The following is a 22,254-nucleotide window of genomic DNA, read 5'->3' on the forward strand; positions in this document are numbered from 1 at the left end:
GGTCATCCCGGTTGCCGATGCCGCACTGGCAGAATGAGGAACTAGGTCATGCTCATCGGTCACCCCGGTTGCCGATGCCACATTGGCGGAATGAGGAGATAGATCATGCTCATCGGTCACCAGCCTAAGGAATTCCTGCTCGCGGTCGAGGCGCTGACGGTGTCCTTTGACGGCTTCAAGGCGGTCAACGATCTCTCCTTCTATGTCGAGGAGAACGAGATCCGGGTCATCATCGGCCCCAACGGCGCAGGCAAGACCACGGTGCTCGATCTGATCTGCGGCAAGACCAAGGCGACGTCGGGTTCGATCCAGTTTCGTGGTCAGGAACTGACCCGGATGAAGGAGAACCAGATCGTGCAGACCGGCGTCGGCCGCAAGTTCCAGACGCCGTCGGTATTCGTCGATCTCACGGTGTTCGAGAATCTGGAGATTTCCTACCCGCGCGGCCGCACCGTGTTCGGCTCGCTCGCTTTCCAGCGCGACGCCGCGGTGCGTGACCGCGTCGAGGAAGTTGCCGAGATGATCTTCCTGAAGGATCGCCTCGACACCTATGCCGATGAACTCAGCCACGGCCAGAAACAATGGCTCGAGATCGGCATGCTGCTGATCCAGGACCCGGACCTCTTGATGCTCGACGAGCCGGTAGCCGGCATGAGCGTCAGCGAGCGGGCCAAGACCGCCGAACTACTCAACCGCATCATCAAGGGTCGCTCGGTGCTGGTGATCGAGCACGACATGAAGTTCGTCGAGGATATCGCCCACAAGGTCACGGTGCTGCACCAGGGCCGGATCCTGTCGGAAGGCACCATGGAGCACGTCAAGAATGATCCGAAGGTCATCGAAGTCTATCTGGGCCATTAGCGCATGATCCCGGAAAGTGGCGTCCGGTTTCCGGACTAGATCAAGCGCAAGGAACAAGGAGCTCCTGTCGATGCTGGCAATTTCGGATCTGCATGTCGCCTACGGCCAGAGCGAGGTGCTGCACGGGCTCAACGTGTCGGTCGCTCCCAACGAAATCGTTGCGATCATGGGCCGCAACGGCATGGGCAAGACCACGCTGATGAAATCGCTGATGGGCATCCTGCCGGCCAAGAGCGGTTCGGTGACCATGGAAGGCACCGAGCTCAGCAAGCTGCACAGCTATGAACGCGTCGCCAGGGGTCTGGCTTACGTTCCGCAGGGCCGCATGATCTTCTCCACCATGACGGTAAAGGAGAACATCGAGACCGGTCTGGTCGTGTCCGGCGAGCGGAACGTGCCGGAAGATATCTACGAGCTGTTTCCGGTGCTGCTGGAAATGAAGGACCGCCGTGGCGGCAACCTCTCCGGCGGACAGCAGCAGCAACTCGCGATTGCCCGCGCGCTGGCGACCAAGCCGAAGGTGCTGCTGCTGGACGAGCCGACCGAAGGCATCCAGCCGTCGATCATCAAGGACATGGCGCGCACCTTAAAGCGCATTCGCGATGAGCGCGGCCTGTCGATCGTGGTCTCCGAACAGGTCCTGAGCTTTGCGCTCGACGTCGCCGACCGCGTGCTGGTCATCGAGAACGGCGAGATCGTCCGCGACGATCCGCGCGACGGCGTCGATGCGGCGCAGATCTCGAAATATCTGTCCGTCTGAACCATAGCCTCAAGTCCGTAAAAAAGGGGAGCCTGCAATGCCAGATACACTGATCAAGGTTGATCTCACCAAGTCAGCCTACGAAAACGACAAGATCCACAACCGCTGGCACCCCGAGATCCCGATCGTGGAATGGGTCAGCCCGGGTGACGACTTCATCATCGAAACCGTCGATTGGACCGGAGGCTTCATCAAGAACAATGATTCGGCCGACGACGTGCGCGACATCGATCTGTCGATTGTGCATTTCCTGTCCGGCCCGATCGGCGTCAAGGGCGCCGAGCCCGGCGATTTGCTGGTGGTCGATCTGCTCGACGTCGGCCCGCTGAAGGAGAGCCTGTGGGGTTTCAACGGCTTCTTCTCCAAGAAAAACGGCGGCGGCTTCCTGACCGATCATTTCCCGCTGGCGCAGAAATCGATCTGGGACATCAAGGGGCTCTACACGTCGTCGCGCCACATCCCCGGCGTCAACTTTGCCGGGCTCATTCATCCCGGCCTGATCGGCTGTCTGCCCGATCCGAAAATGCTGGCGACCTGGAACGCGCGTGAAGCCGAGTTGATCGCGACCAATCCGACCCGCGTACCGGGCCTCGCCAACCCGCCCTTCGCGCCGACCACGCATGCCGGTCAGGCCAAGGGCGATACCAAGGCCAAGATTGCCGCCGAGGGCGCCCGCACCGTGCCGCCGCGCGAGCATGGCGGCAATTGCGACATCAAGGATTTGTCGCGCGGCTCGAAGATCTACTTCCCGGTCTATGTGCCGGGCGGCGGTCTCTCGATGGGCGATCTGCATTTCAGCCAGGGCGACGGCGAGATCACCTTCTGCGGCGCCATCGAAATGGCCGGCTGGCTGCACATCAAGGTCGATGTGATCAAGGACGGCGTTGCCAAGTACGGCATCAAGAATCCCGTGTTCAAGCCGTCGCCGATCACGCCGAACTACAAGGACTACCTGATCTTCGAAGGCATCTCGGTCGACGAGCAAGGCAAGCAGCACTATCTCGACGTGCACATCGCCTATCGGCAGGCCTGCCTGAACGCGATCGAGTACCTGAAGAAGTTCGGCTACTCCGGCGCGCAGGCCTATTCGATCCTGGGTACAGCGCCGTGTCAGGGCCACATCTCCGGCGTCGTCGACGTGCCGAACGCCTGCGCCACGCTGTGGCTGCCGACGGAGATTTTCGACTTCGACATCATGCCGTCCTCAGTGGGCCCGATCAAACACATCAAGGGCGACATCCAGATGCCGCTGTCACAGGACAAGTAATCCCTGCGCGAGACGGATACGGGACGGCGGCGTATTCGCCGCCCCGTATCCGCCGTGCACCCTCGACGAGCCAGCGCTAAGGATTGTGCAATGCCGGTCTACGAATATCTTTGCAATGATTGCGGTCCGTTCACCGACATGCGGCCGATGGCCGAATGTGACGCGCCGCAGGACTGCCCGCAATGCGAAACCGAGTCGCCGCGCGTGATCCTCACAGCGCCGGCGTTCTTCTGCATGCCGTCGGACAAGCGCAAGGCCCACGCCACCAACGAACGCAGCGCCAACGCGCCCAAGACGCTCGACCAGTACAAGGCCTCGCACGGCCCCGGCTGCGGCTGCTGTTCGAGCAAGAAACCGGCGCGGCTGATGAAGCAGACCAGAAGCGGCGCCAAGAGTTTCCCGACCGCGCGGCCGTGGATGATCAGTCACTGATGCCTCCACGGCAGAGTTGAACAAGAACAGGAGAGGCGAACCCATGCTTCACGGTGACATTTCCTCGAGCAACGACACAGTCGGCGTAGCCGTCGTCAATTATAAAATGCCGCGCCTGCATACCAAGGCCGAGGTGCTCGACAACGCCCGCAAGATCGCCGACATGGTGGTGGGCATGAAGCTTGGCCTGCCGGGCATGGATCTCGTGATCTTTCCGGAATATTCCACCCACGGCATCATGTACGACTCCAAGGAGATGTACGAGACCGCCTCCGTCGTGCCGGGCGAGGAAACCGCGATCTTCGCCGAAGCCTGCCGCAAGGCGAAAGTGTGGGGCGTGTTCTCGCTGACCGGCGAGCGTCACGAGGAGCATCCGCACAAGGCGCCGTACAACACCCTGATCCTAATGAACGACAAGGGCGAGATCGTCCAGAAGTACCGCAAGATCATGCCCTGGGTGCCGATCGAAGGCTGGTATCCCGGCAATTGCACCTATGTGTCCGACGGTCCGAAAGGGCTGAAAGTCAGCCTGATCATCTGCGACGACGGCAATTTCCCCGAGATCTGGCGCGACTGCGCCATGAAGGGCGCCGAGTTGATCGTGCGCTGCCAGGGCTACATGTATCCGGCCAAGGAGCAGCAGGTGTTGATTTCCAAGGCGATGGCCTGGGCGAACAACGTCTATGTCGCGGTCGCCAATGCCGCCGGATTCGACGGCGTCTATTCCTATTTCGGTCATTCCGCGATCATCGGCTTCGACGGCCGCACGCTGGGTGAGACCGGCGAAGAGGAATACGGCATCCAGTACGCGGCGCTGTCGAAGAACCTGATCCGCGACGCCCGCCGCAACAACCAGTCGCAGAACCACCTCTACAAGCTGGTCCATCGGGGTTACACCGGCATGATCAATTCCGGCGAAAGCGCGAATGGCCTGGCGGCCTGTCCTTACGACTTCTACTCGAAGTGGATCGCCGATCCCGAAGGCACACGAGAAATGGTCGAGGCAATGACGCGCCCGACCGCGGGCACTTCCGAATGTCCGATCGACGGGATTCCGAACGAGAAGACTGCAACGAATTACTAGGCCTTGCGCGTGCTCGGCATGCAAGATCACTAAGTATCAGCAACGATTCTAACGCTCGCGGCAAAGGCTTCCAATTGCTCTGACAGGTCCGAGCGGTGCGCAAAGCGAACGTTGGGTGTAGATGTTAGATCTGAGTAGCTCCCGCTGGCCGGACCTAGCTCAAACTTCCCCATGATGGATTGGAACGAGAGTTTAGCTTTTTCAATTGGTTAGAAGGCCGCGTGTGCACGATGTGTGCACCGGGAGATCAAAGAATATCTAGCAACAACCAGCGCGAGCAGGCCAACTATCGGTGCTTCAGCAATAAAGGTTCCCAGAAAAACCGTGAAGCTTCGGCTTGCGCTTCGTGCAGGCCGATGCCGATATCTCGGAGAAAATCGGGCTTGTCTCTGAGATCCGCGCGCAACTCTGCCCTGAAACAGACTCGCTGCCACCACGTGGCAGGCAGGCTGAAGATCGCACCGGGGCGCAGATGATCGTTGCCTGATTCGAACTGTAGATAGGCGCGCATGGTGGTACTCCGATTTTGCGACCGGGACGTCCCGGCACATCATTGCGTGACACCAATTGAAGCCTGTCGCCGTCGTCGCTGACGTTAGTCGGGTGTTACGGAAGCGTTACTTCTGCCCGAAGCCCCGTGAAAAGGCGGGGTAGGAGGCGCGATGAGCGTATCGATCGCGCCACAATCGATCTGCCGACGGCGCGGCCTTGCGCCGGCGGTGGTGGATCGATTTCTGGCGCCTTCAATCAGAAAGAATGCTCAGAAGGCGGGTTCTGCACTTTTCCCGGTTTTCCGGGCAAAAAGTAACGCCGCTGTCACGCCGGGCTAACGCCGGCAACGACAGGCTTCGAGTGATGTCGCCCGACGATGTGACGGATATCCCGTCTCAAAAATCGGACGACGATCATGCGCCCGCATCACACTGTCGCTGTCGTGACCATTCTTCCGGCCGGAATCGGCTTGAAGCGCTTCTTCGCTGCGGCGACCCGGCAATGAAGAACACGGTAGGCCTTCTGAAGTCATACGAATTCATCTATGGCTTCGCAGTTGCCATCGTGCTCGTTGCCTCCGGTTTAGCCATCGCGGCCGGCTTGTCCTTTCGCCAACCCTGGTTCTTCGCAGCGCTGGCGCCATTTGGGCTGCTGGCTCTTTGTGTGGCTCTCCGGTGGCGCGAGTTTCGGCGATACGCCCACATTCCCGGTCCAAAGCCTTCGTTCTTCCTGGGTAGTCTCAGATCTCTGCTGCTCCACGAACATGGCGCCCGCGATCGGGCGCTGGTGGAGCTGCATCGGTTGTACGGCCCGGTCGTGAGAGTCCACATGGCGTGGGGCAACACGCCGTTCGTTTCGCTTTCCGTGGCGCCGAAGGAACTCGGGCAGAAGGACATGGATTCGAACCGGGTCGCCGACAACACCGTGCTTCCCCGAAGCTTGATGGGACTGAAGCGGGGGGAGAGGCATACGGCGCATCGCCAGCAGATGAACCCGCACTTTACGCCGAAGGCGGTACAGCAGGGCGCTTGCCGTCTGGAGGAGGTTTCGACGCTCTACCTTCGGACCTGGCGATCCGGTAACACGCAGCATGGCAGCCTTAAGGCGGACCTGCATCACTGGAGCGCCAATAGCCTGGGTTCTTTCCTCTGCGGCGAGGAGTGGGAGCAGCGGACCGACCTCTCGGCGTATTTGGCGGCGATCGGAGAGCTCGAGGAAGCGATCAGCTTCCGGGCGTTTCATCCTTTCTTCGTACGAGGGCTCTTCCCGGTCGGGGCAGGCCGGGCGAGAACCGCATATCGCTACCTCTTCGACCATCTTGAGGCTGCGTTGGAGCGGCGGCTGCAACGGCGTTTGAAGCCGGGGCCGCGTGAGGATGCGCTGGGAAGGCTCGTCAACCTGAAGCTCGCTCCGTCAGGCGGCAAGGCCAGCTGGAGCCACGAGGAGTGCGTCGAAGAGTTGATCTCGCTGGTCGCAGGCGGCACCGACGCCATGAGCTATACGATGGCCCAGGCGCTCTATCTGCTTTCCCGCAACCCGGATGTGCAGGACGAGGCCCGAGCCCGGGTGCTTCAGGCAGGAGACGCGGGCAAGCGTGCAGGGGATCCCTTCGTGCTGAACGTCCTCCACGAAACGATGCGCCTCTTTCCGCCTGTTCCGTTCAGTTCGAAGATCTCCGAGACCCGGTCAATGGAGGTGGAGGGCATCAATATCCCGGCCAAGACGAACGTGATGTGGATGAAGACGGCTGTGGGCCTGAACGAGGCATTCTTCGCGGACGCGCGCCTGTTCAACCCGTGCCGTTTCGCCGCGGGACCAGGCGGCGAGCGGCCCGCAGAGTCCATCGCGAGCGCCATGCCGTTTGGCGCGGGAGCACGCCACTGCATCGGGCGCCACCAGGCGGAGTACCTGCTGACATACTTCCTGAGCGCGGTGCTTCGCGAGTTCGAACTGGTCCCGATGTCCGACGTCGCCGTGACCTTTTCGGCCACGGTCTCGGTAACGCCCTCCGCGGTGCCGGTGCGGCTCGTTCCACGGCAGGTCGCGAGCAGGCGCGAAGCAGGTCTCGAGCACAGGATTAGCCAATTCGCTGATGGCGCGTTGAGACTCAATCGCGATCCCGCCATCGGATGCCCGGCACGGCTCAGCGCCGCGCCTTGACTTAATTGCGCTACTGACACCCACGTACGGTGGAAGTTGGTGTCCAGGAGCTGCGCGCGTCGCGGCATATGACGCAGGCATCCGATCCAATCGGCAGGATCACGTCCTGTTCAACTCAGCCTCATGAGAGCACACCGATGGCCAATCCGCTCACGCTCTTGGGTTTGACTTCGCAGTTGACTTGGTTCCAAGTTTCGCTGACTTGGGCGCTACCATGCGCGCACCGCATGTAACCCCTGTTTCAGCCTTGCCTGGATTGCCGCGGAGCCGCTTATGCTTATCAATGAGCCTGAAATCAATCTTTCCGCAGTATTGATCGATTGCGATCCGGGCTGGGACGACGCACTCGCGCTGGTCCTTTTGCTCGCTAAGATCGGCGGTCCCAATGTAATCGGCGTAACCACGGTATACGGCAATGGCACCCTCAGTCAAAGCACAGAGAACGCGAGACGCCTGACCGCATATTGCGGCAAACCTTCGCTCAAGGTCTATTCCGGCTCCGATCAATCGATGTCACCATGGAGTGGAAAACTTCCTTCTCCCGCGCAACCGAGTTCAATCCTGCAGAATTTACCCGACATGGGGCCATTGAGTCCGGACAATGCCGTCGATTTCATCCTGTCAGCCGCGAACCAGTTTGGACCGTCTTTGACGATCCTTGCGACAGGCCCGCTGACGAACATCGCCAAAGCTGTTCAGCGGAGCCCGGACGATATGAGGAAGGTCGGCCATCTCTTAGTCGTTGGTGGAGCATTCAAGACCGGCGAGTTCAATTTTCGCAGCGACCCAAAAGCCGCCGGCTTAACGATCAATTCGTTTTTGAACACAATTCTTATTCCGTTGGAAACATGCGAGCAGGCGAAGAGTCCGCCAGGTTTCCTGGCCGGCCTGAGGGATAAGGGGCCCTTTGCAAGATTTTATTCCGATATAATCGAAGAGCAAGTAACAGCGAAAAATCCAGGCGCGACCGAGGGTCTTTATGATCAGCTTGGCGCACTGTGTGTGCTCGCTCCTCGCATATTCACCACAGAGCGACATCCGATTTGCATCGACCCTTCCAACGGCAGCGTCATCCTATTACCTGAGCACCAGATGGGCCCGACCGCACTCATTGCGGAGTCCATCGACCTCGACATGGCATACCGAGTACTGTCGTGGAGATTGTCCAGTTGAGCCTACGCCAAATCGCCGAGCAGCACTTTGGCCTCTATGAGATCGCGCATATCGAAGCCTTCGGTAAACCAACTATAGACGGGGGCCAGCAGTTCACGCGCTTCGGCGCGGCGGCCTCGCTTATCCCATAGGCGTGCCAAGCTCGTGGCGGCGCGGAGTTCCCACATGCGCGCATGCTGGTTACGCGCGACCACTAACGCCCGCAACAGCGCCGACTCACCGTCTCCCGTCATCCCCAGCTCAAGGAGCACTTCACCGCGCCGGCGATGGAGCTCAGCCTCGAACAGTCGTTCCTGTGTCTTCTCTACCATCATGATTGCCTGGTCGAGCAAGTCGAGCGAGCCATCCAATGCTCCGACGCTTGCGTGAGCGGTAGCCAGATGCCCAAGACGCATCGCCGCGCCCAGCTTGACGTCAAATTCTCTCTCGGCTGTCTTGGCCGCTTGCATGACCTCAATCCCGTCTCGTGGATCGCCTCGGCGAGACATTAGGATGCCAGAATAGAACCGCGCCCAAGGTTCGTACGCCTTGTAGTGCTTGGCGCAGTGAGCGACGGCTTCGTCGACGTGGGCGGCCTCTGAACAGCTCGCCACTGCTGCCTCCAACTGCGCGGCGCTAACCAGGGCGATACTTACGGCCGCCGCATGTCCGCTTTCGCGAGCTATGGAGAGCCCATGGGCCGAGGCCTGGAGAGCCTGCTCCGGGTATCCCAGCGGCCAAAGCGTCAGTCCAAGGATCGACTGTGCGTTACCCGCACCAAACAAGGTAACATTCGTCGTGGGCTCACGACCGACTGCGTATTGATCGATCGCCTGCTCCAGGCAGCGTCGCGCTTCGGCGAACATCCCCATCCAACACAGCGTTACGCCCGTACTTAGATTTGCGCGACCCAGCATCTCGTCGCTTTGACAGTGCACGACCGCCGCAACAGACTGCCGGGCCAACTCGCGTGCGGCAACGTGGCGTCCCCTGTTGGATTCGACGCGCCAAAGGCCTGTCAAAGCGCTCATCCGCTCGTCCAGAGTGGCGCTCTCATCGAGCAGATCACGGGCGCGGGAGAACAGTCGTAACGTTTCCTCACAGGGCCCTTTAACCGAATAAGTGGCCCGCGCGAGCGCCAAGCAAACTCCTAGCTCTTTGCGATCACGCGCGGGACCGGCAGGCAATCTCGGAATCAGGTTCATCCCGTGCGTCAAGTGCTTGACCGCCTCGATCATGGCTGCGCCCCGTAGCGCGCGTTCACCAGCCTTTTGCCAATATCCGATGGCCGGCTCGACGAGGAGCGCTTCCGCGCAATGATGCGCCAGAATTTCCGGTTGCGACACGGCAGTTTCGGGGAGCCGGTCTTCCAGCGCCTTAACAATGCGCGCGTGCAACAACTGCCGCCGGTTCTTGACCAAGGTGGCGTAGGCGGCGTCCTGCACCAGTGCATGTTTGAACGAGTAAGTTGCTATCGGAGGCGAACCGCTGCGAAAGATGAGACCAGATGCCGTCAGCCGCTCGAGCGCAGCGTCGAGATCGATCGGGGCCATGGCCGACACCGCGGCGATCATCTCGTGGGAGAACTCCCTTCCGATTGCAGCGCCGATCTGCGCCACGTCCTTGACCGAGGCGAGGCGATCGAGGCGCGCCACCAGCGATGCCTGCAGCGTCGCTGGAATGGCGAGTTCCGGCAGCGGCCCGTCGAGCGCATAGCCCTCGTCGGTCTCGCGCAGGACGCCGCTCTCGATCAGCGCGCTGGTCAGTTCCTCGATGAACAGCGGCACGCCATCTGCGCGCGCGAGGACCTGATCGACGACCGCGTCGGGCAGCGCCTTGTCCCTGGCGACGCCGGCAATGATGCCGGCGCTGTCGCGACGGCCGAGGCGGTTCAAGGGCAGCATCGACACATGCGGTTCACCGACCCAGTTCGGCCGAAGCTCCGGCCGCCCCGTGACTACCAGCAGTACCGGCAGGCCGGCGGCACGGGCAACCATCCGTTCGAGCAAATCCTGTGATGTCGGATCAATCCAGTGGGCGTCCTCGACGAGGATCAGCACGGCGCCCTGCGCCGCGGCGCCGACGAGTTGATCGAGAATCGCGGTGAGGGTCATCTCGCGCTTCTGCTGCGGGCTGACCTCCAGGGCCGGATAGCGCTCGTCCGCTGGCACCCCCAACAGTTCGGCGATCAGCGCCACGTCGCGGGGCAGGTTTTTCGCCGTCGGCCTGAGCAGGGCCTCCAATTTGTCGAGCTTCGCGCTGGGGTCGCTGCCTGGCTCAAATCCCGCAGCCTGCTCGAGCTGCGTAATCAACGGGTAGAGCGGGCTCTGCGTATGGTGTGGAGAACAGAAATAGCGAAGTCGAGCATGCGGCTCGCCCTCAAGCCTGACCAGCAGGGTTTCAGAAATCCGCGACTTGCCGATGCCGGGCTCTCCGGAGAGCAGCACGACCCGCCCTTCGCCGAGCTTGGCCTGATCCCAGCGGCGCAGCAGCAGCTCGATCTCCTCCTGCCGGCCGACCAGTGCGGACTGCGCACGGGAGCGACGCGCCTCGAAGCGGCTGACGCCGGCGGCTTCGCCGCGCACCTGCCACGCCTCGACCGGCTGCGGCAGGCCCTCCATGTCGATCGCCGCCAAGGCGTGGCAGTCGAACATCCGCCCGACCAGCCGCCACGTGCTGGCCGCAATAACGACCTCGCCCGGCGGTGTCGCGGCCTGCAGCCTCGCCGCCAGGTTCGGCGTCCCGCCGATCGCAACGCGCTTTGCGATATCGCCAGTCCCGAGCTGCTCGCCGACGACGACCAATCCGGTGGCGATGCCGATACGCGCCTGAAGGGGTACGCCGGAACCAGCCTTTAGCGTGCGGACGGTGTCCAGGATCGCAAGGCCGGCGCGCACGGCCTGCTCCGTGTCATGCTCATCGGCCGCAGGGTAGCCGAAATAGACCAGCGCGCCATCACCGAGATACTGGGCGACAAATCCATCGAAGCGCGACACCACATCGTCGATCGCCTCGTGGAAAGCCGTGACCAGTTCCCGCATGTGCTCGGGGTCGAGACGTGCCGAGAGAGCCATCGAATCGACGATGTTGCACGCCATGATCGTGAGCTGTCGTCGCTCGGAACTGCCCGAGCCAAACGCCGCCGCAGCCGATGGCGAATTGCTCAGCGGTATGGCGCTCTCGGCGCCGATCTCCTGCTCGGGGTTGTCCCTCATATCGGCAATAGGCAGCTCCGTCACCGCCGGCAGCGGGGGATTGGCGATCTCCCTGACGGCGGGCGATCCGCTTGCCGATTGCGTGCTGCGTAACCCGGCGACGAGCGACCTGGTCGCCGCATCGGGCTCGGTGTTCAGCTCGCGCCTGAGCAGTGCAACGAGGTCCTGGTAATGCTTGAGCGCCTCGGCCTTGCGTCCCGTGGCGGCCAGCGCCCGAACGATCAGCCGATGGGCGTCTTCGCGCATGTCGTTGAGTACGATGGCGCGCTGGCCGGCCTTCAGAGCCTGTTCGGCGCGGCCGGCGGCCAGCTCCTGTTCGCCAAGCCCCACCATGGCGCCAAGGGCGAGTTCAAGCAATCTCTCACGCTCAGCAGTCAGCCATTCGTTCCAGCGCTCTTCGCCGACGGTAACGTCGTCGATCAACCGGCCCCGGTAGAGATCGGCGGCCGCGCTCAACGCGTCACGGCTGCCGTCACGGACCAAGGCCTCGAACCAGCCGACGTCGCATCGAACGGCCGCCGGATTCAGCGATACGACCTCGCCGTCGCTTTCGAGAGCATCCTCGCCGAGCACCTTGCGCAGCCGGAACAGGGCCTGGCGCAGGTTCTGCTTGGCCTGGGCGTCGAAATGGGAGCCCCACAGCAGCGCCGACAGCTTCTCACGCGACTGCGGACGCGGCGCGTTGCAGGCCAGATAGGCCAACAAGCCGGCAAGCTTCTTGCTCGGCAGATCGACAACGCCCAACGGTCCGGTCAGCTCGAAGCCGCCCAGCAATGAAAGATGAAATATCGGAGACGAAGCGCCGTCCATTGGCGCACGCGAAATTCGCACAGTGATGCCCTTCCAGGGCAGATATTACACGTTTCACGGTCTGCCGAGCAAATTTAACGCCACGGTCACGCCAGGCTAACGCCGATGACGACGGCGGCAGGCTTCAAGTGCTGTCACGCCAGCGGGTGCCGAACATTGCGACCGAAAATCGCCCGTAAGATGCATACGAGTACGACACAACCGTGCAGCACGAAGCCACAATGCCAGGAGCAAGCGATGCCACTTCAACGGCGCAATTTCATTGGAGCCGCCGACAATCCGACGGAATTTCCTTTCGCTACCAATTGCGGTCTCGCAGCCAGGTTCAGATCGATTTTTGCGGCCTTCCTGAACGCTCTTCATTATTCGAGGCGCCTTAGGGCGGCGCACGTCATCCATCGACACCGGCACCTGATCGCGACCGTCGAGCAAGCAACGCCTGCGTGACGCCTGGCTAGCGCCGGCCACGACGGCGACAGACCTCAATTGGTTTCACGTGACGTCGTGCCGGGACATTCCGGTCGCACAAATCGGAGAACTTATGCGCAATTCCGCTATCCCTATCGTGACGGGCATCGTGGTTGGATTCGGCTTGAAGCTGGTTTTCTTCTCCACTCCAACTGTTGCGGCGGACATCGACTCCACCAAACGCGTGAGCATCGACGTCTCTGAGATGCACCGTCAGATCAAAAATCTTCCGGTGGAGAATTTCCACGACATGACATTCGGCTTTTCCAATGGTGGTTGATCGGACGATCTCACCTCCGGAGATGTCAACTCCCTGTCCGCCACCCTCGGCGGATGCATCGGAACGCGTTGATCCAGGCGATCAGTGCCGGAGGAGCTCGAACGATGGGAGGACGCTGGCTGATAGCCTTGATCCTGATCGGATTTGGTATTGCTCATGTCATCGGCGCCACCGTCCTCGACGCGTCGCGACCCTCTGCGACAGACACGCAAGGACACCAGGAGTGAAGCATGCAAGGCGAGCCGAACAGTCGTGCTCGGTCGAGATTTGGCGAGACGCTCAACGCCGCCGCCGCAACGAGGATCTTCGTACGTGGCTCCACCGAAATGCAGTTTCCAAAATGAGGACGCGCTTTGAATAGTCTGATCGCCACCTACATTGCATGGATTATTGCCCAGACTGGTTTGTCGGCTCCCGATCATCCGCCGATCCATCTCGTAACCCCAACGGAAATGGCGATGCGATATGGCGCGCCGGATAATAGCGGGCTGGAGTTGCAGGCGCTCTATAATCGCACCGAAGGTGTAATTTACCTGCCGCAGGCATGGCGCCCTGATGATCTACGGCAGAAGAGCGCCCTGCTGCACGAACTGGTGCATCACGTGCAGAGGTCCAACAACATGGACCTGCCTTGTATTGCCGCTTACGAACGCCAGGCCTATGACCTGCAAATCAAATGGCTGCGCGAACAAGGAGTGGAAGATCCCTACGCCCTGATCGGGATAAACGGGCTTGGCATCTACATGCTAAGTGTCTGTCGTGATGGATCATAAGGGTGGATATCGGAGAACGCATTGCGCTACTACTAGCTAGACTGGAGTTTACGCAACGGTGACCACCGCGCCGGCTGTCACGTGACCGGGAAACACGACGTCGCAATAAATCCCGAAATCACGACCGTGATGCTTGACCACTCTGCGCAGGATTTCGACGTCCAGCGGCAAGCGATCCTGCTCGATCGTGATGAAGCCGCAGCGTCCGCAGGGCTTCTTGCCCCGCAACACGACCTCTCCGATTCTGATCTCCCGGCCGATCCAGTCTTTTTCAGGCATCGCCTCGTCCTCATCTTGCCAGTCGACAAGAATGTTCGGACGGAAGCGGCGCGTGTCGATGACGCTGTCGGGCAATTCTCGGCCAAGGCTGCGCAGTGCAGCCGTGGTCAAGAGATGGATCGGCGCGTGCTCGTAGCGAGGACGGAAACCGCCCGATCCGATGGGGTCGAACGGCTTCAGCATCGGCTTGAAGCCGAAGGTCGTCGACAAGGCGTCCCGCATCGAGGCGTCTTCTGGGTCAGCCCAACTCCTGCCATCGACCGAAACGGCGACGCCACCATCAGCGATCTTGGCATGCGCGCGCGGCACGCTGATGAAGTGCTTTTCCCGTCCAGGGGAGGCGATGCGGCCGGTTGCTGCATCGAGCACTCCCCAGATCCGGTCGCCGGCAATCCCGCCTGCCTCGACGCTCGCAACGGCGAGCTGTTCGCCTGCCATGGAGCTCACCGGATAGCGCCAGAGTTCCGCGACTTTACCCTTCATGGGAGCTTGAGCCTCACACCTGGTAGACGACCTGGGCCTGGGCAGACGTCAGCTTCAGCTCAACGCGTGACCGGCCAATCCGTAAACCCACGGCTCGTTTTCCTTTCGGTTCAGGAATCGCCGTCCCTTGGACATAGTTATGACCGTCTCGCTTATCCCGAGGCGGCTCTGCTGAAGATAGTCAGCAAATAGACCCGTCTGCTCGCGCGTATCGAGGCGGGCGAACCGTCCCGTGAGTTCCTTGAGATGCACGGCCGTGAGATGGATCGCGTCACAGTCATTGCTGGCGACGATGGGGCCGATCACGTGACCGCGCCCGAACTCGCGCTTCATGGAGTAGCCGACGATCTCGTCGCCGCGGCTCAGAACGCAGATTGACGCACCTTCCGAAAGCAATGCAAGCAGCTTCTGGCGGTTTGTTCCGAACGCACGCTCATCGAGCGCTGCGATCTCCTGAAGATTTTCGGCTGACAGCGACCTCAGTTCACCGTCCAGAACTGGCACCGCAGGGAGGGATGATACGACCTCTCCTTGCCACTGATACACGACCGCTTCCTTGCTGAAGCCCAGCGAAAGATAAAGATGATAGGCGGCATCGGTCGAGTTCAGGCTCAAATTTCGATCGCCGCACCGTTCGAACACCTGTTCCATGAGCCATCGGCCACTACCTTGTGCTTGGGTGCGCGGCGATGTGATTACCAGGCCGATGGTGGCGAATTCGGGTCCGTGCGGGAACCACATCGCGCTTCCGAAAACGCGCCCGATGCCGTCAACAGCGACGATGCCCTGACCGGCGCGGCGCAGGAAATTCCAGTCCTTGGGCCGATGCGGCCAGCCAACCGCAATCGAGAGAGCGTGGAGCAGCTTCACATCAACTTCGCGAATGTCCCGCGCGACTAGTTCGAAGGACTTCAGGCGTACCGATCGTCCCATTCATCCGTCCCTTCGCGGAATGCCAAAGTCTATGGCTTGTCGGGCCTTCTAATCCTGCTGCCGGATTATGGCAGCAGACGTGTTTGCCGCAGCATTGCACGGAAAGGCAGCAGGTTTCACCTGTTTTGGGCAAGTCTTCGAAATCTTCGGCCTATAGCGCAACGCAATTCGGCAGGGAAAGCTCCTGCTTGCGGTTACGCTGTCGATATCCAGCGAACTGCGTTGGCAGAGTGGGGCCCATGAACGTTGAAGAAATCCGCGCGAGGCTCGCCGCGTTCCCTGTTTTGGGGCTCAATGCCGCGGCTGGACTTCATCAGCAGGCCGGCACCGACACCATCATTTGCGATCCCGGCGATGTCATGTCCATCGCTTCTGTGAGTACATCGAGACCGGCGAACTCGCTGCGTGCCAACAAATGATCGAGCATCTCGGCGCGCGCCTCGCCGTGTGACACGAAGGGTTCGTCGATGGGGTTTCTTTTCAATTCGGATGCCGCAAGAGGGGCAGTTTTCCGCCAGATCTTTGCGCGCGAGCTCCCCGATCTGGAATTCTACCACTGTAGTGAAAATATCGACCCCGACAAGGTGAGATACCTCCTGACCTGGAACGTGCCGGGCGATGTCTCGCGCTATCGCAGTCTGGAGGTGCTCTTTTCCATCGGTGCAGGGGTTGATCAGTTCAAGCCGGAGATCATACCCGACCATGTGAAAGTGGTTCGCATGGTCGAGGATGGCATCATACGCATGATGCAAGAATACGTCGTCCTTGGCGTGCTGGCGCTCCATCGCGAGATGCTCGCATATCGGGAGCAGCAGAGCAGGGGCGTATGGCAAGCCCTTACCAGTTCGCAGGCGACCGAACGTCGTGTGGGTTTCCTGGGCCTCGGGATGCTGGCGCAAGCAGCAATCCATCGTCTCAAACCCTTTGGATTTCCTCTTGCCGCATGGAGCCGCAGAAAGGTGGTCGAGGGGGTCACCTGCTTTCACGGCGAAGATCAGCTTGCCGGCTTTCTGATGGAGACGGATATTCTGGTCTGTCTCCTGCCGCTGACGGAGCAAACCCGTGGCATTCTGAACGCAAGGCTCTTCTCGTTCTTGCCGATGGGAGCGCGACTGCTGCATGTTGGCCGCGGCCCGCAGCTTGACCAGACCGCACTCATTGAGGCGCTCGACGGCGGCCGCCTTGCAGGAGCCATGCTCGATGTCACCGACCCCGAGCCGCTGCCGGAAGGCCATGCGCTCTGGTCACACCCGAAGGTGATGATAACGCCGCATATCGCCTCCGTTACGCAGCCGCATACGGCCGCACTATCCGTCATAGAAAACATCCGGCGCCACCGCGCGGGGAAGAATCCGATCGGCCTTGTCGATCGAACGCGCGGCTACTAACCAGGAAACAATGTCATGTCACTTCTGATTACAATCGACACCAATCCGGACTTCGCACCAAAGAACGCCTTGCCTGATCCGGAGCGACTCATTTCGGGCAATCCATCCTTCAAGACCTGGGCGCAGGACGCTTCGAAAGGCGAGAAGGTGCTAACCGGGGTCTGGGAAGCAACGCCCGGCGAGACCCATTCCATCAAGGGCACAACCTACGAGTTTTGCCACATCATCTCGGGTCTCATCGAGATTGAGGAAAAGGATGGTGAGACGAAGACTTACCGCGCCGGCGACAGCTTTGTGATGAAACCGGGGTTTGTCGGTGTCTGGCGCACGATCGAGACCGTGCGAAAGATCTACGTCTGCGCTTATGACTGAGCACAATGCCCAGAGCGGTCCAAATAAATGGCCCGCCAGAACAATCGCCTTTCCAAGCAGAGCCTGACCCGATCCACCGCCGTCAGGCAGTTCATTCTCGATGGAAAATGCGGCGGTCGATCCTGTGCTGCTTGGACAAGACGATTCTATTTCACTAATCGCAAATCCAACAGTGCTCGTCGAACTCACGTCGAGCAGACTCGCTCGTGGGCAAGGACAAGAAGCGACTACGCATCGCAGTAACGGCGGGATTGGCCCCGAAGGGAAAAGAAGATGATCGCATTGAAGGACAAGGATCTGTTTCGCCAGCAGGCGTTGATCGGCGGCAACTGGCGGGATGCGAACGCGAAATCGACCGTCGATGTCATCGATCCTGCCAGGCAGCAGGTTCTCGGCACCATTCCCGATATGGGCCGCGACGAGACCTGGGCTGCAATTGACGCTGCGGCCGATGCTTTCAAGCACTGGAAGAAAAAGCCTCATGCTGAGCGTGCAGCGCTCTTGGAGCGATGGCATGAGCTCATGCGGCAACATGAGCAAGATCTGGCGCTTTTGCTGACGCTGGAACAGGGCAAGCCGCTCGCCGAATCGCTCGGAGAGATCCGCTATGGGGCATCCTTCGTAAAATGGTTTGCGGAAGAGGCACGCAGGATCAATGGATCGACTATCCCTTCACCCACTGCCGACCGCCGCATTCTGGTGCTGAAAGAGGCGGTAGGTGTCTGCGGGATTATCACCCCCTGGAATTTCCCTAACGCCATGATTACGCGCAAGGTGGCCCCAGCGCTGGCTGCGGGCTGCACCGTGGTCATCAAGCCATCTGAACTCACGCCTTTTTCGGCGCTCGCGATCGGCGTTCTGGCGGAGCGGGCAGGGATTCCGGCGGGCGTCATCAATATCGTGACGGGCATGCCCGCGGAAATCGGCAATGAGCTGATGGCCAACGAAGCCGTGCGCAAGATCTCGTTTACCGGATCGACTCGCGTAGGCGCGTTGCTGATGAAAGGCGCCGCCGACAACATCAAGAAGCTCAGTCTTGAACTCGGCGGTAATGCGCCCTTCATCGTCTTTGACGACGCCGACGTCGACCTGGCGGTGGAGGGCGCGATTGCGTCGAAGTTCCGCAATGGTGGACAGACTTGCGTCTGCTGCAATCGCATCCTCGTACAATCAGGTGTTTACGACGCTTTTGCAGAAAAACTCGCCAGCCGGGTAGCGAATATGAAGGTCGGCGCCGGCACGGAAGAAGGGGTCGCAATCGGGCCGATGATCAATGGCGCGGCGATAGAGAAGATCAAGCGACACGTCTCAGACGCCTTGGATAAAGGCGCGAGGATCATCTCGCAGAGTGAAGGTATGCCGGAAGGTCGGCAATATGCCCGTCCCGTCGTGCTCGGTGACGCAACGACCGAGATGCTCTTGGCTTCAGAAGAGACCTTCGGACCGGTCGCTCCGCTTTTCCGCTTCAAGACCGAGGACGAAGCGATTGCGATCGCAAACGGCACGCCATTCGGCCTTGCTGCCTATTTCTACACGGAGAACCTCAAGCGCTCATGGCGTGTTGCCGACGCGCTGGAGTTCGGAATGGTGGGCTTGAACACCGGCCTGATCTCAACCGAGGTTGCGCCTTTCGGCGGCGTAAAGCAGTCGGGACTAGGTCGCGAGGGATCCCAACTCGGGATAGAAGAATATATCGAGATCAAAACACTTCATGTCGGCGGGTTGGAATGAGGGGCCGCTTCCCAGTTCCGGGAAAGGAATCGAAGGGGTTTTCGATTTCGAGGCGGGGCGGGTCCGCGCATAAATAGGATGATGCCTCAACCGCGAAGTAACGCAATGTCGATCGGATGACTAACCGAAACACGGAGAAGGGGGCGGCTGGAACCGCCCCCTTTATTCATCACGCATCGGTCTCTATTGAAGTTTTCGAAGGTCTGAAGTGCCGCGAAAGGGCCCGAGAAGGATACGCGTTCACGCGCTCTTTCGAAGCGGCTCCAAACCGACTGCCGCGGCGAGCCCGCCGATGTCATCGACCTCGGTGTACTGATAGAAGGGGTTCGCGGGTTCATGACCGCGGTTCACCCATACCTTGCTCTTTATGCCCATGTCATAGGCCGTCATCAGGTCGTAGCGGAAGGAGGATGAGACGTGAGTTATGTCTTCCGGACCGCAGCCCAGCTTGTCCAGCATGTACTCAAAGCCCTTCATGTGCGGTTTGTAGGCGCCAGTCTCCTCGGCCGTGATCACCATGTGGAAGGGGGCGCCGAGCTTCTCCACGTTCGACATGATGAGGTTCTTCATGGAGTTCGACAGGATGACCAGCGGGATCTCTTTCGCAACCCGGGCGAGGCCTGCCGGAACGTCGGGATGTGGACCCCATGTGGGAACCTCGTCATTGATGCGCTGGGCATGCTCCGGCCGAAATGCCACCCCATTGCGTTTGCAGGCGCGCTCCAGCGAATTGTACACGACCTCGGAGTAGGGCTTCCATGCGCCAAGAACCTCGTCCAGGCGATAGGCTGAGAAATCCTTGATGAAACTTGCCATCGCCGTGGGGGAAAGCTGGGAGCCGTAGACTCTCCTTGCCGCGCCGGCCATGTCGAAATTCGTCAGCGTGCCGTAGCAATCGAAAGTGATGTATTTCGGTCGGAACTTCGTCATGGCGTGGAATCCTCCAATCCTCTCGGCACTGCGCCGGTACGACAGCATCATAACGAGCATCTCGTAAGATAAAGCGCCGCTTTCGCTGGAGCCGGAAGCAGATTGTGTCGTATCGGATCAAAGCTTTGGCAGAGAGTTGCGCCGGGCAACCTTTCGAATTGAGCAGCACCGCGACGCGGCGGACCTGCTCCGGCATAAGATGCGGCATCGATCACCAACGAAAGTGACAACTCCTTTGGTCCGGACGCTGCTTGGGAGCAACTGCCGTCCTCGATATCGTACTTTGCTCTTCGGGTTGATTTGGAGAATGAAAATGTTGAGCAATTCGCTGATCGAGTTGGACCGCGCGCATCTGATTCACCCGGTCTCATCGTATCGCAGCCATGAGGCGTTGGGCGTGCGGGTGATAAAATCAGCGAAGGGCGCGACCCTGACCGATGCCTCGGGACATCAGTTGCTCGACGGGTTTGCTGGCCTGTGGTGTGTCAATGCCGGGTACGGACAAGACAGCATCGTTGAAGCAGCAACGAGGCAACTCCGCGAACTGCCCTATGCGACAGGCTATTTCGGGTTGGGCTCCGAGCCGGCCATTCGTCTCGCCGCCAGACTGGCTGAACTGGCGCCCGGCGATCTGAACCATGTCTATTTCACACTCGGTGGTTCCGATGCGGTCGACAGCACGATCCGCTTCATTCGGTACTACTATCACGCCAAGGGCATCCCGCAGAAGGACCAGTTCATCTCTGTGGAGCAAGGCTATCATGGATCCTCGACGGCGGGGGCCGGTTTGACAGCATTGCCCGCCTTTCATGCGGGCTTTGGGGTGCCTTACAGCTGGCAACACAAAATTCCGTCGCACTATGCCTATCGCAATCCTGTCGGCTCCCATCCCCAGGCGATCATTGATGCGTCGGCCGCGGCCCTGCGAGCGAAGATCGCCGAACTGGGCGCAGGTCGGGTTGCGGCTTTCTATGTCGAGCCAATTCAGGGGTCAGGGGGCGTTCTCGTGCCACCACCGTCCTGGCTGAAAGCCATGCACGCGGTTTGCAAGGAGAACGATATTCTGTTCGTTGCCGATGAGGTCATCACTGGCTTTGGTCGTGTCGGGCCTCTTTTCGCCTGCGAAGAAGACGATGTCGTGCCGGATTTCATGACCACCGCAAAGGGACTGACGTCGGGCTATGTGCCGATGGGAGCCGTGTTCATGTCGGACCGCGTTTACAATACGATCGCGGACGGGGCCGGCAAGGCGGCCGTCGGCCATGGCTACACCTATTCTGCACATCCCGTCAGTGCGGCGGTTGGGCTCGCGTGCCTTGACCTTTACAAAAATGGCTTGCTGGAGAACGGACGCAAGGCCGGGCACCGCCTGATGGAGGGGCTTCGCTCCCTTGGCGATCATCCGCTTGTCGGCGATGTCCGTGGTCGCGGCATGCTGGCCGCCATCGAACTTGTCACGGACAAGGAGCGCAAGACGCCCCTTCCACCGGAGGCCGACGCGGCGCGCCGCATCTTCGACCGCGCATGGGATAACGGCCTCGTCATCCGCGCCTTTGCCCAGGGCGTGCTGGGCTATGCGCCGCCGCTTTGCTGCACGCATGAGGAGATTGACGGCATCATCGAACGAACTCGGATGACGCTTGACCAAACGCTCGAAGACAGGGACGTCCGCGCGGCGATGAAAGGATAATCATCTGCACCCGTCATTGATGCGCCCCTTGGTTCAGAGCAACTTGGCGCAGGTGCAGCGAAATATCGCATCGACCGACCATTCCCGCGACGTGCGACGTCACCCCGATCGGCGGCGAGTAGCAAGTCTTGGGCAGCATCGTCGGTGCGGCAATCTGCTGAAGTCATTGCCACGGGCCGGGGATCTGTTCGTTAGCTGTTGAATATGCTTTCGAGAGGCAGATGGGATTTCACGATAGGCGACTTCAGTACGACAAAACTGAAGTACTTATCGATGCCAATATCCAGTTCGACGAGACGTTCCATAACCGCCTGGTATTCACTTATTCCAGCTGTGATAAACTTCACGAGGTAGTCATATCCGCCCGAAACCAGATGGCATTCGACGACCGAATCCAACTTTTCGATGGTTGTGAGAAAGCGAGCGAAATCGATCTGGCGGTGGTTTTTGAGCGTGATCTCGGCGAAGACGGTCAGAGTTTGTCCAAGCTTTGAAACATCGATCTGAGCGGAGTAACCGGTGATGAAGCCCTCCGTCTGGAGCCTTTTGACGCGCATCAAGCACGGGCTCGGAGAAAGGTGAATCAGCTCCGCGAGTTCGACGTTGGAAATCCGTCCATTTTTCTGCAGTTCGCATAAAATCCGTATGTCGATCTTGTCGAGCTTCATAGGACGGCCCCACCAGCCTTTCGAGC

General features: G+C 60.2%; 21 protein-coding genes. 15 read left to right on the forward strand and 6 right to left on the reverse strand.

Features of this window, described 5'->3' with window-relative positions; all coding sequences use genetic code 11:
• Positions 1-105: 105 nt before the first annotated feature.
• The 5 genes from urtD (at position 106) to JQ609_RS23765 (ending at position 4,404) form a co-directional block, all read left to right on the forward strand.
• The gene (urtD, locus tag JQ609_RS23745; protein ID WP_212208352.1) at positions 106-861 is read left to right on the forward strand and encodes an urea ABC transporter ATP-binding protein UrtD; all 756 of its coding nucleotides are present in this window, start codon (positions 106-108) and stop codon (positions 859-861) included.
• 70 nt (positions 862-931) lie between these two features.
• On the forward strand, positions 932-1,621 hold the full coding sequence (gene urtE / locus JQ609_RS23750; RefSeq protein ID WP_212275152.1) for an urea ABC transporter ATP-binding subunit UrtE: 690 nt from the start codon (positions 932-934) through the stop codon (positions 1,619-1,621).
• 37 nt (positions 1,622-1,658) lie between these two features.
• Positions 1,659-2,888, forward strand: coding sequence for a formamidase (gene fmdA / locus JQ609_RS23755; protein WP_212275153.1), 1,230 nt, complete (start codon positions 1,659-1,661; stop codon positions 2,886-2,888).
• 90 nt (positions 2,889-2,978) lie between these two features.
• On the forward strand, positions 2,979-3,320 hold the full coding sequence (locus JQ609_RS23760; protein WP_212275154.1) for a zinc ribbon domain-containing protein: 342 nt from the start codon (positions 2,979-2,981) through the stop codon (positions 3,318-3,320).
• A gap of 43 nt (positions 3,321-3,363) precedes the next feature.
• The gene (locus JQ609_RS23765; RefSeq protein ID WP_212275155.1) at positions 3,364-4,404 is read left to right on the forward strand and encodes an aliphatic amidase; all 1,041 of its coding nucleotides are present in this window, start codon (positions 3,364-3,366) and stop codon (positions 4,402-4,404) included.
• Between the two features lie 286 nt (positions 4,405-4,690).
• Here JQ609_RS23765 and JQ609_RS23770 read toward each other — a convergent pair whose 3' ends face one another.
• Positions 4,691-4,915, reverse strand: coding sequence for a hypothetical protein (locus JQ609_RS23770; protein ID WP_212208357.1), 225 nt, complete (start codon positions 4,913-4,915; stop codon positions 4,691-4,693).
• A gap of 151 nt (positions 4,916-5,066) precedes the next feature.
• On the opposite strand from JQ609_RS23770, the gene JQ609_RS23775 reads away from it, so the two are divergent.
• From JQ609_RS23775 to JQ609_RS23785, 3 genes are all read left to right on the forward strand, one after another.
• Positions 5,067-5,234 (forward strand): hypothetical protein, encoded by a 168-nt coding sequence (locus JQ609_RS23775; protein ID WP_212208358.1) that lies wholly within the window; start codon positions 5,067-5,069, stop codon positions 5,232-5,234.
• Positions 5,235-5,259: 25 nt separating this feature from the next.
• Positions 5,260-7,056 (forward strand): cytochrome P450, encoded by a 1,797-nt coding sequence (locus tag JQ609_RS23780; RefSeq protein WP_212275156.1) that lies wholly within the window; start codon positions 5,260-5,262, stop codon positions 7,054-7,056.
• A gap of 273 nt (positions 7,057-7,329) precedes the next feature.
• A complete protein-coding gene (locus tag JQ609_RS23785) occupies positions 7,330-8,229 on the forward strand; it encodes a nucleoside hydrolase (RefSeq protein WP_212275157.1) in 900 nt (299 codons plus the stop codon).
• A 2-nt stretch (positions 8,230-8,231) separates the two neighbouring features.
• On the opposite strand, the gene JQ609_RS23790 is transcribed toward JQ609_RS23785, so the two are convergent.
• Complete coding sequence (locus JQ609_RS23790) at positions 8,232-12,233, reverse strand: BTAD domain-containing putative transcriptional regulator (RefSeq protein WP_212275158.1); 4,002 nt, start codon at positions 12,231-12,233, stop codon at positions 8,232-8,234.
• 541 nt (positions 12,234-12,774) lie between these two features.
• Between JQ609_RS23790 and JQ609_RS23795 the strand changes: the two genes are divergently transcribed.
• Both JQ609_RS23795 and JQ609_RS23800 read left to right on the forward strand, forming a co-directional pair.
• Entirely contained in the window at positions 12,775-12,981 is a 207-nt protein-coding gene (locus tag JQ609_RS23795; RefSeq protein ID WP_212208362.1) for a hypothetical protein, read from the forward strand.
• A 353-nt stretch (positions 12,982-13,334) separates the two neighbouring features.
• Positions 13,335-13,754, forward strand: a complete 420-nt coding sequence (locus JQ609_RS23800; protein WP_212208363.1) for a DUF6647 family protein — start codon at positions 13,335-13,337, stop codon at positions 13,752-13,754.
• Between the two features lie 48 nt (positions 13,755-13,802).
• Here the strand turns inward: JQ609_RS23800 and JQ609_RS23805 are convergent, their stop codons facing one another.
• Together JQ609_RS23805 and JQ609_RS23810 are read right to left on the reverse strand one after the other, a co-directional pair.
• Positions 13,803-14,516: an MOSC domain-containing protein gene (locus JQ609_RS23805; RefSeq protein ID WP_212208364.1), complete on the reverse strand. Its 714-nt coding sequence runs from the start codon at positions 14,514-14,516 to the stop codon at positions 13,803-13,805.
• 54 nt (positions 14,517-14,570) lie between these two features.
• Positions 14,571-15,449 carry a GNAT family N-acetyltransferase gene (locus JQ609_RS23810; protein WP_212275159.1) on the reverse strand — a complete coding sequence of 293 codons (879 nt, stop codon included), beginning with the start codon at positions 15,447-15,449 and terminating at the stop codon, positions 14,571-14,573.
• A gap of 239 nt (positions 15,450-15,688) precedes the next feature.
• Between JQ609_RS23810 and JQ609_RS23815 the strand changes: the two genes are divergently transcribed.
• From JQ609_RS23815 to JQ609_RS23830, 4 genes are all read left to right on the forward strand, one after another.
• Complete coding sequence (locus tag JQ609_RS23815) at positions 15,689-15,868, forward strand: hypothetical protein (RefSeq protein WP_409363391.1); 180 nt, start codon at positions 15,689-15,691, stop codon at positions 15,866-15,868.
• 48 nt (positions 15,869-15,916) lie between these two features.
• Complete coding sequence (locus JQ609_RS23820; RefSeq protein ID WP_212208366.1) at positions 15,917-16,837, forward strand: glyoxylate/hydroxypyruvate reductase A; 921 nt, start codon at positions 15,917-15,919, stop codon at positions 16,835-16,837.
• A 15-nt stretch (positions 16,838-16,852) separates the two neighbouring features.
• Positions 16,853-17,209, forward strand: coding sequence for a cupin domain-containing protein (locus tag JQ609_RS23825; RefSeq protein ID WP_211996564.1), 357 nt, complete (start codon positions 16,853-16,855; stop codon positions 17,207-17,209).
• A gap of 273 nt (positions 17,210-17,482) precedes the next feature.
• Positions 17,483-18,940 carry an NAD-dependent succinate-semialdehyde dehydrogenase gene (locus JQ609_RS23830; RefSeq protein ID WP_212208367.1) on the forward strand — a complete coding sequence of 486 codons (1,458 nt, stop codon included), beginning with the start codon at positions 17,483-17,485 and terminating at the stop codon, positions 18,938-18,940.
• Positions 18,941-19,180: 240 nt separating this feature from the next.
• On the opposite strand, the gene JQ609_RS23835 is transcribed toward JQ609_RS23830, so the two are convergent.
• A complete protein-coding gene (locus JQ609_RS23835) occupies positions 19,181-19,870 on the reverse strand; it encodes a haloacid dehalogenase type II (RefSeq protein ID WP_212208368.1) in 690 nt (229 codons plus the stop codon).
• 313 nt (positions 19,871-20,183) lie between these two features.
• Between JQ609_RS23835 and JQ609_RS23840 the strand changes: the two genes are divergently transcribed.
• Entirely contained in the window at positions 20,184-21,560 is a 1,377-nt protein-coding gene (locus tag JQ609_RS23840) for an aspartate aminotransferase family protein (protein WP_212208369.1), read from the forward strand.
• A 191-nt stretch (positions 21,561-21,751) separates the two neighbouring features.
• Here the strand turns inward: JQ609_RS23840 and JQ609_RS23845 are convergent, their stop codons facing one another.
• Positions 21,752-22,228: an Lrp/AsnC family transcriptional regulator gene (locus tag JQ609_RS23845; RefSeq protein ID WP_212208370.1), complete on the reverse strand. Its 477-nt coding sequence runs from the start codon at positions 22,226-22,228 to the stop codon at positions 21,752-21,754.
• Positions 22,229-22,254 lie beyond the last annotated feature (26 nt).

The organism is Bradyrhizobium sp. AUGA SZCCT0169 (assembly GCF_018130085.1).
Lineage (GTDB): Bacteria > Pseudomonadota > Alphaproteobacteria > Rhizobiales > Xanthobacteraceae > Bradyrhizobium.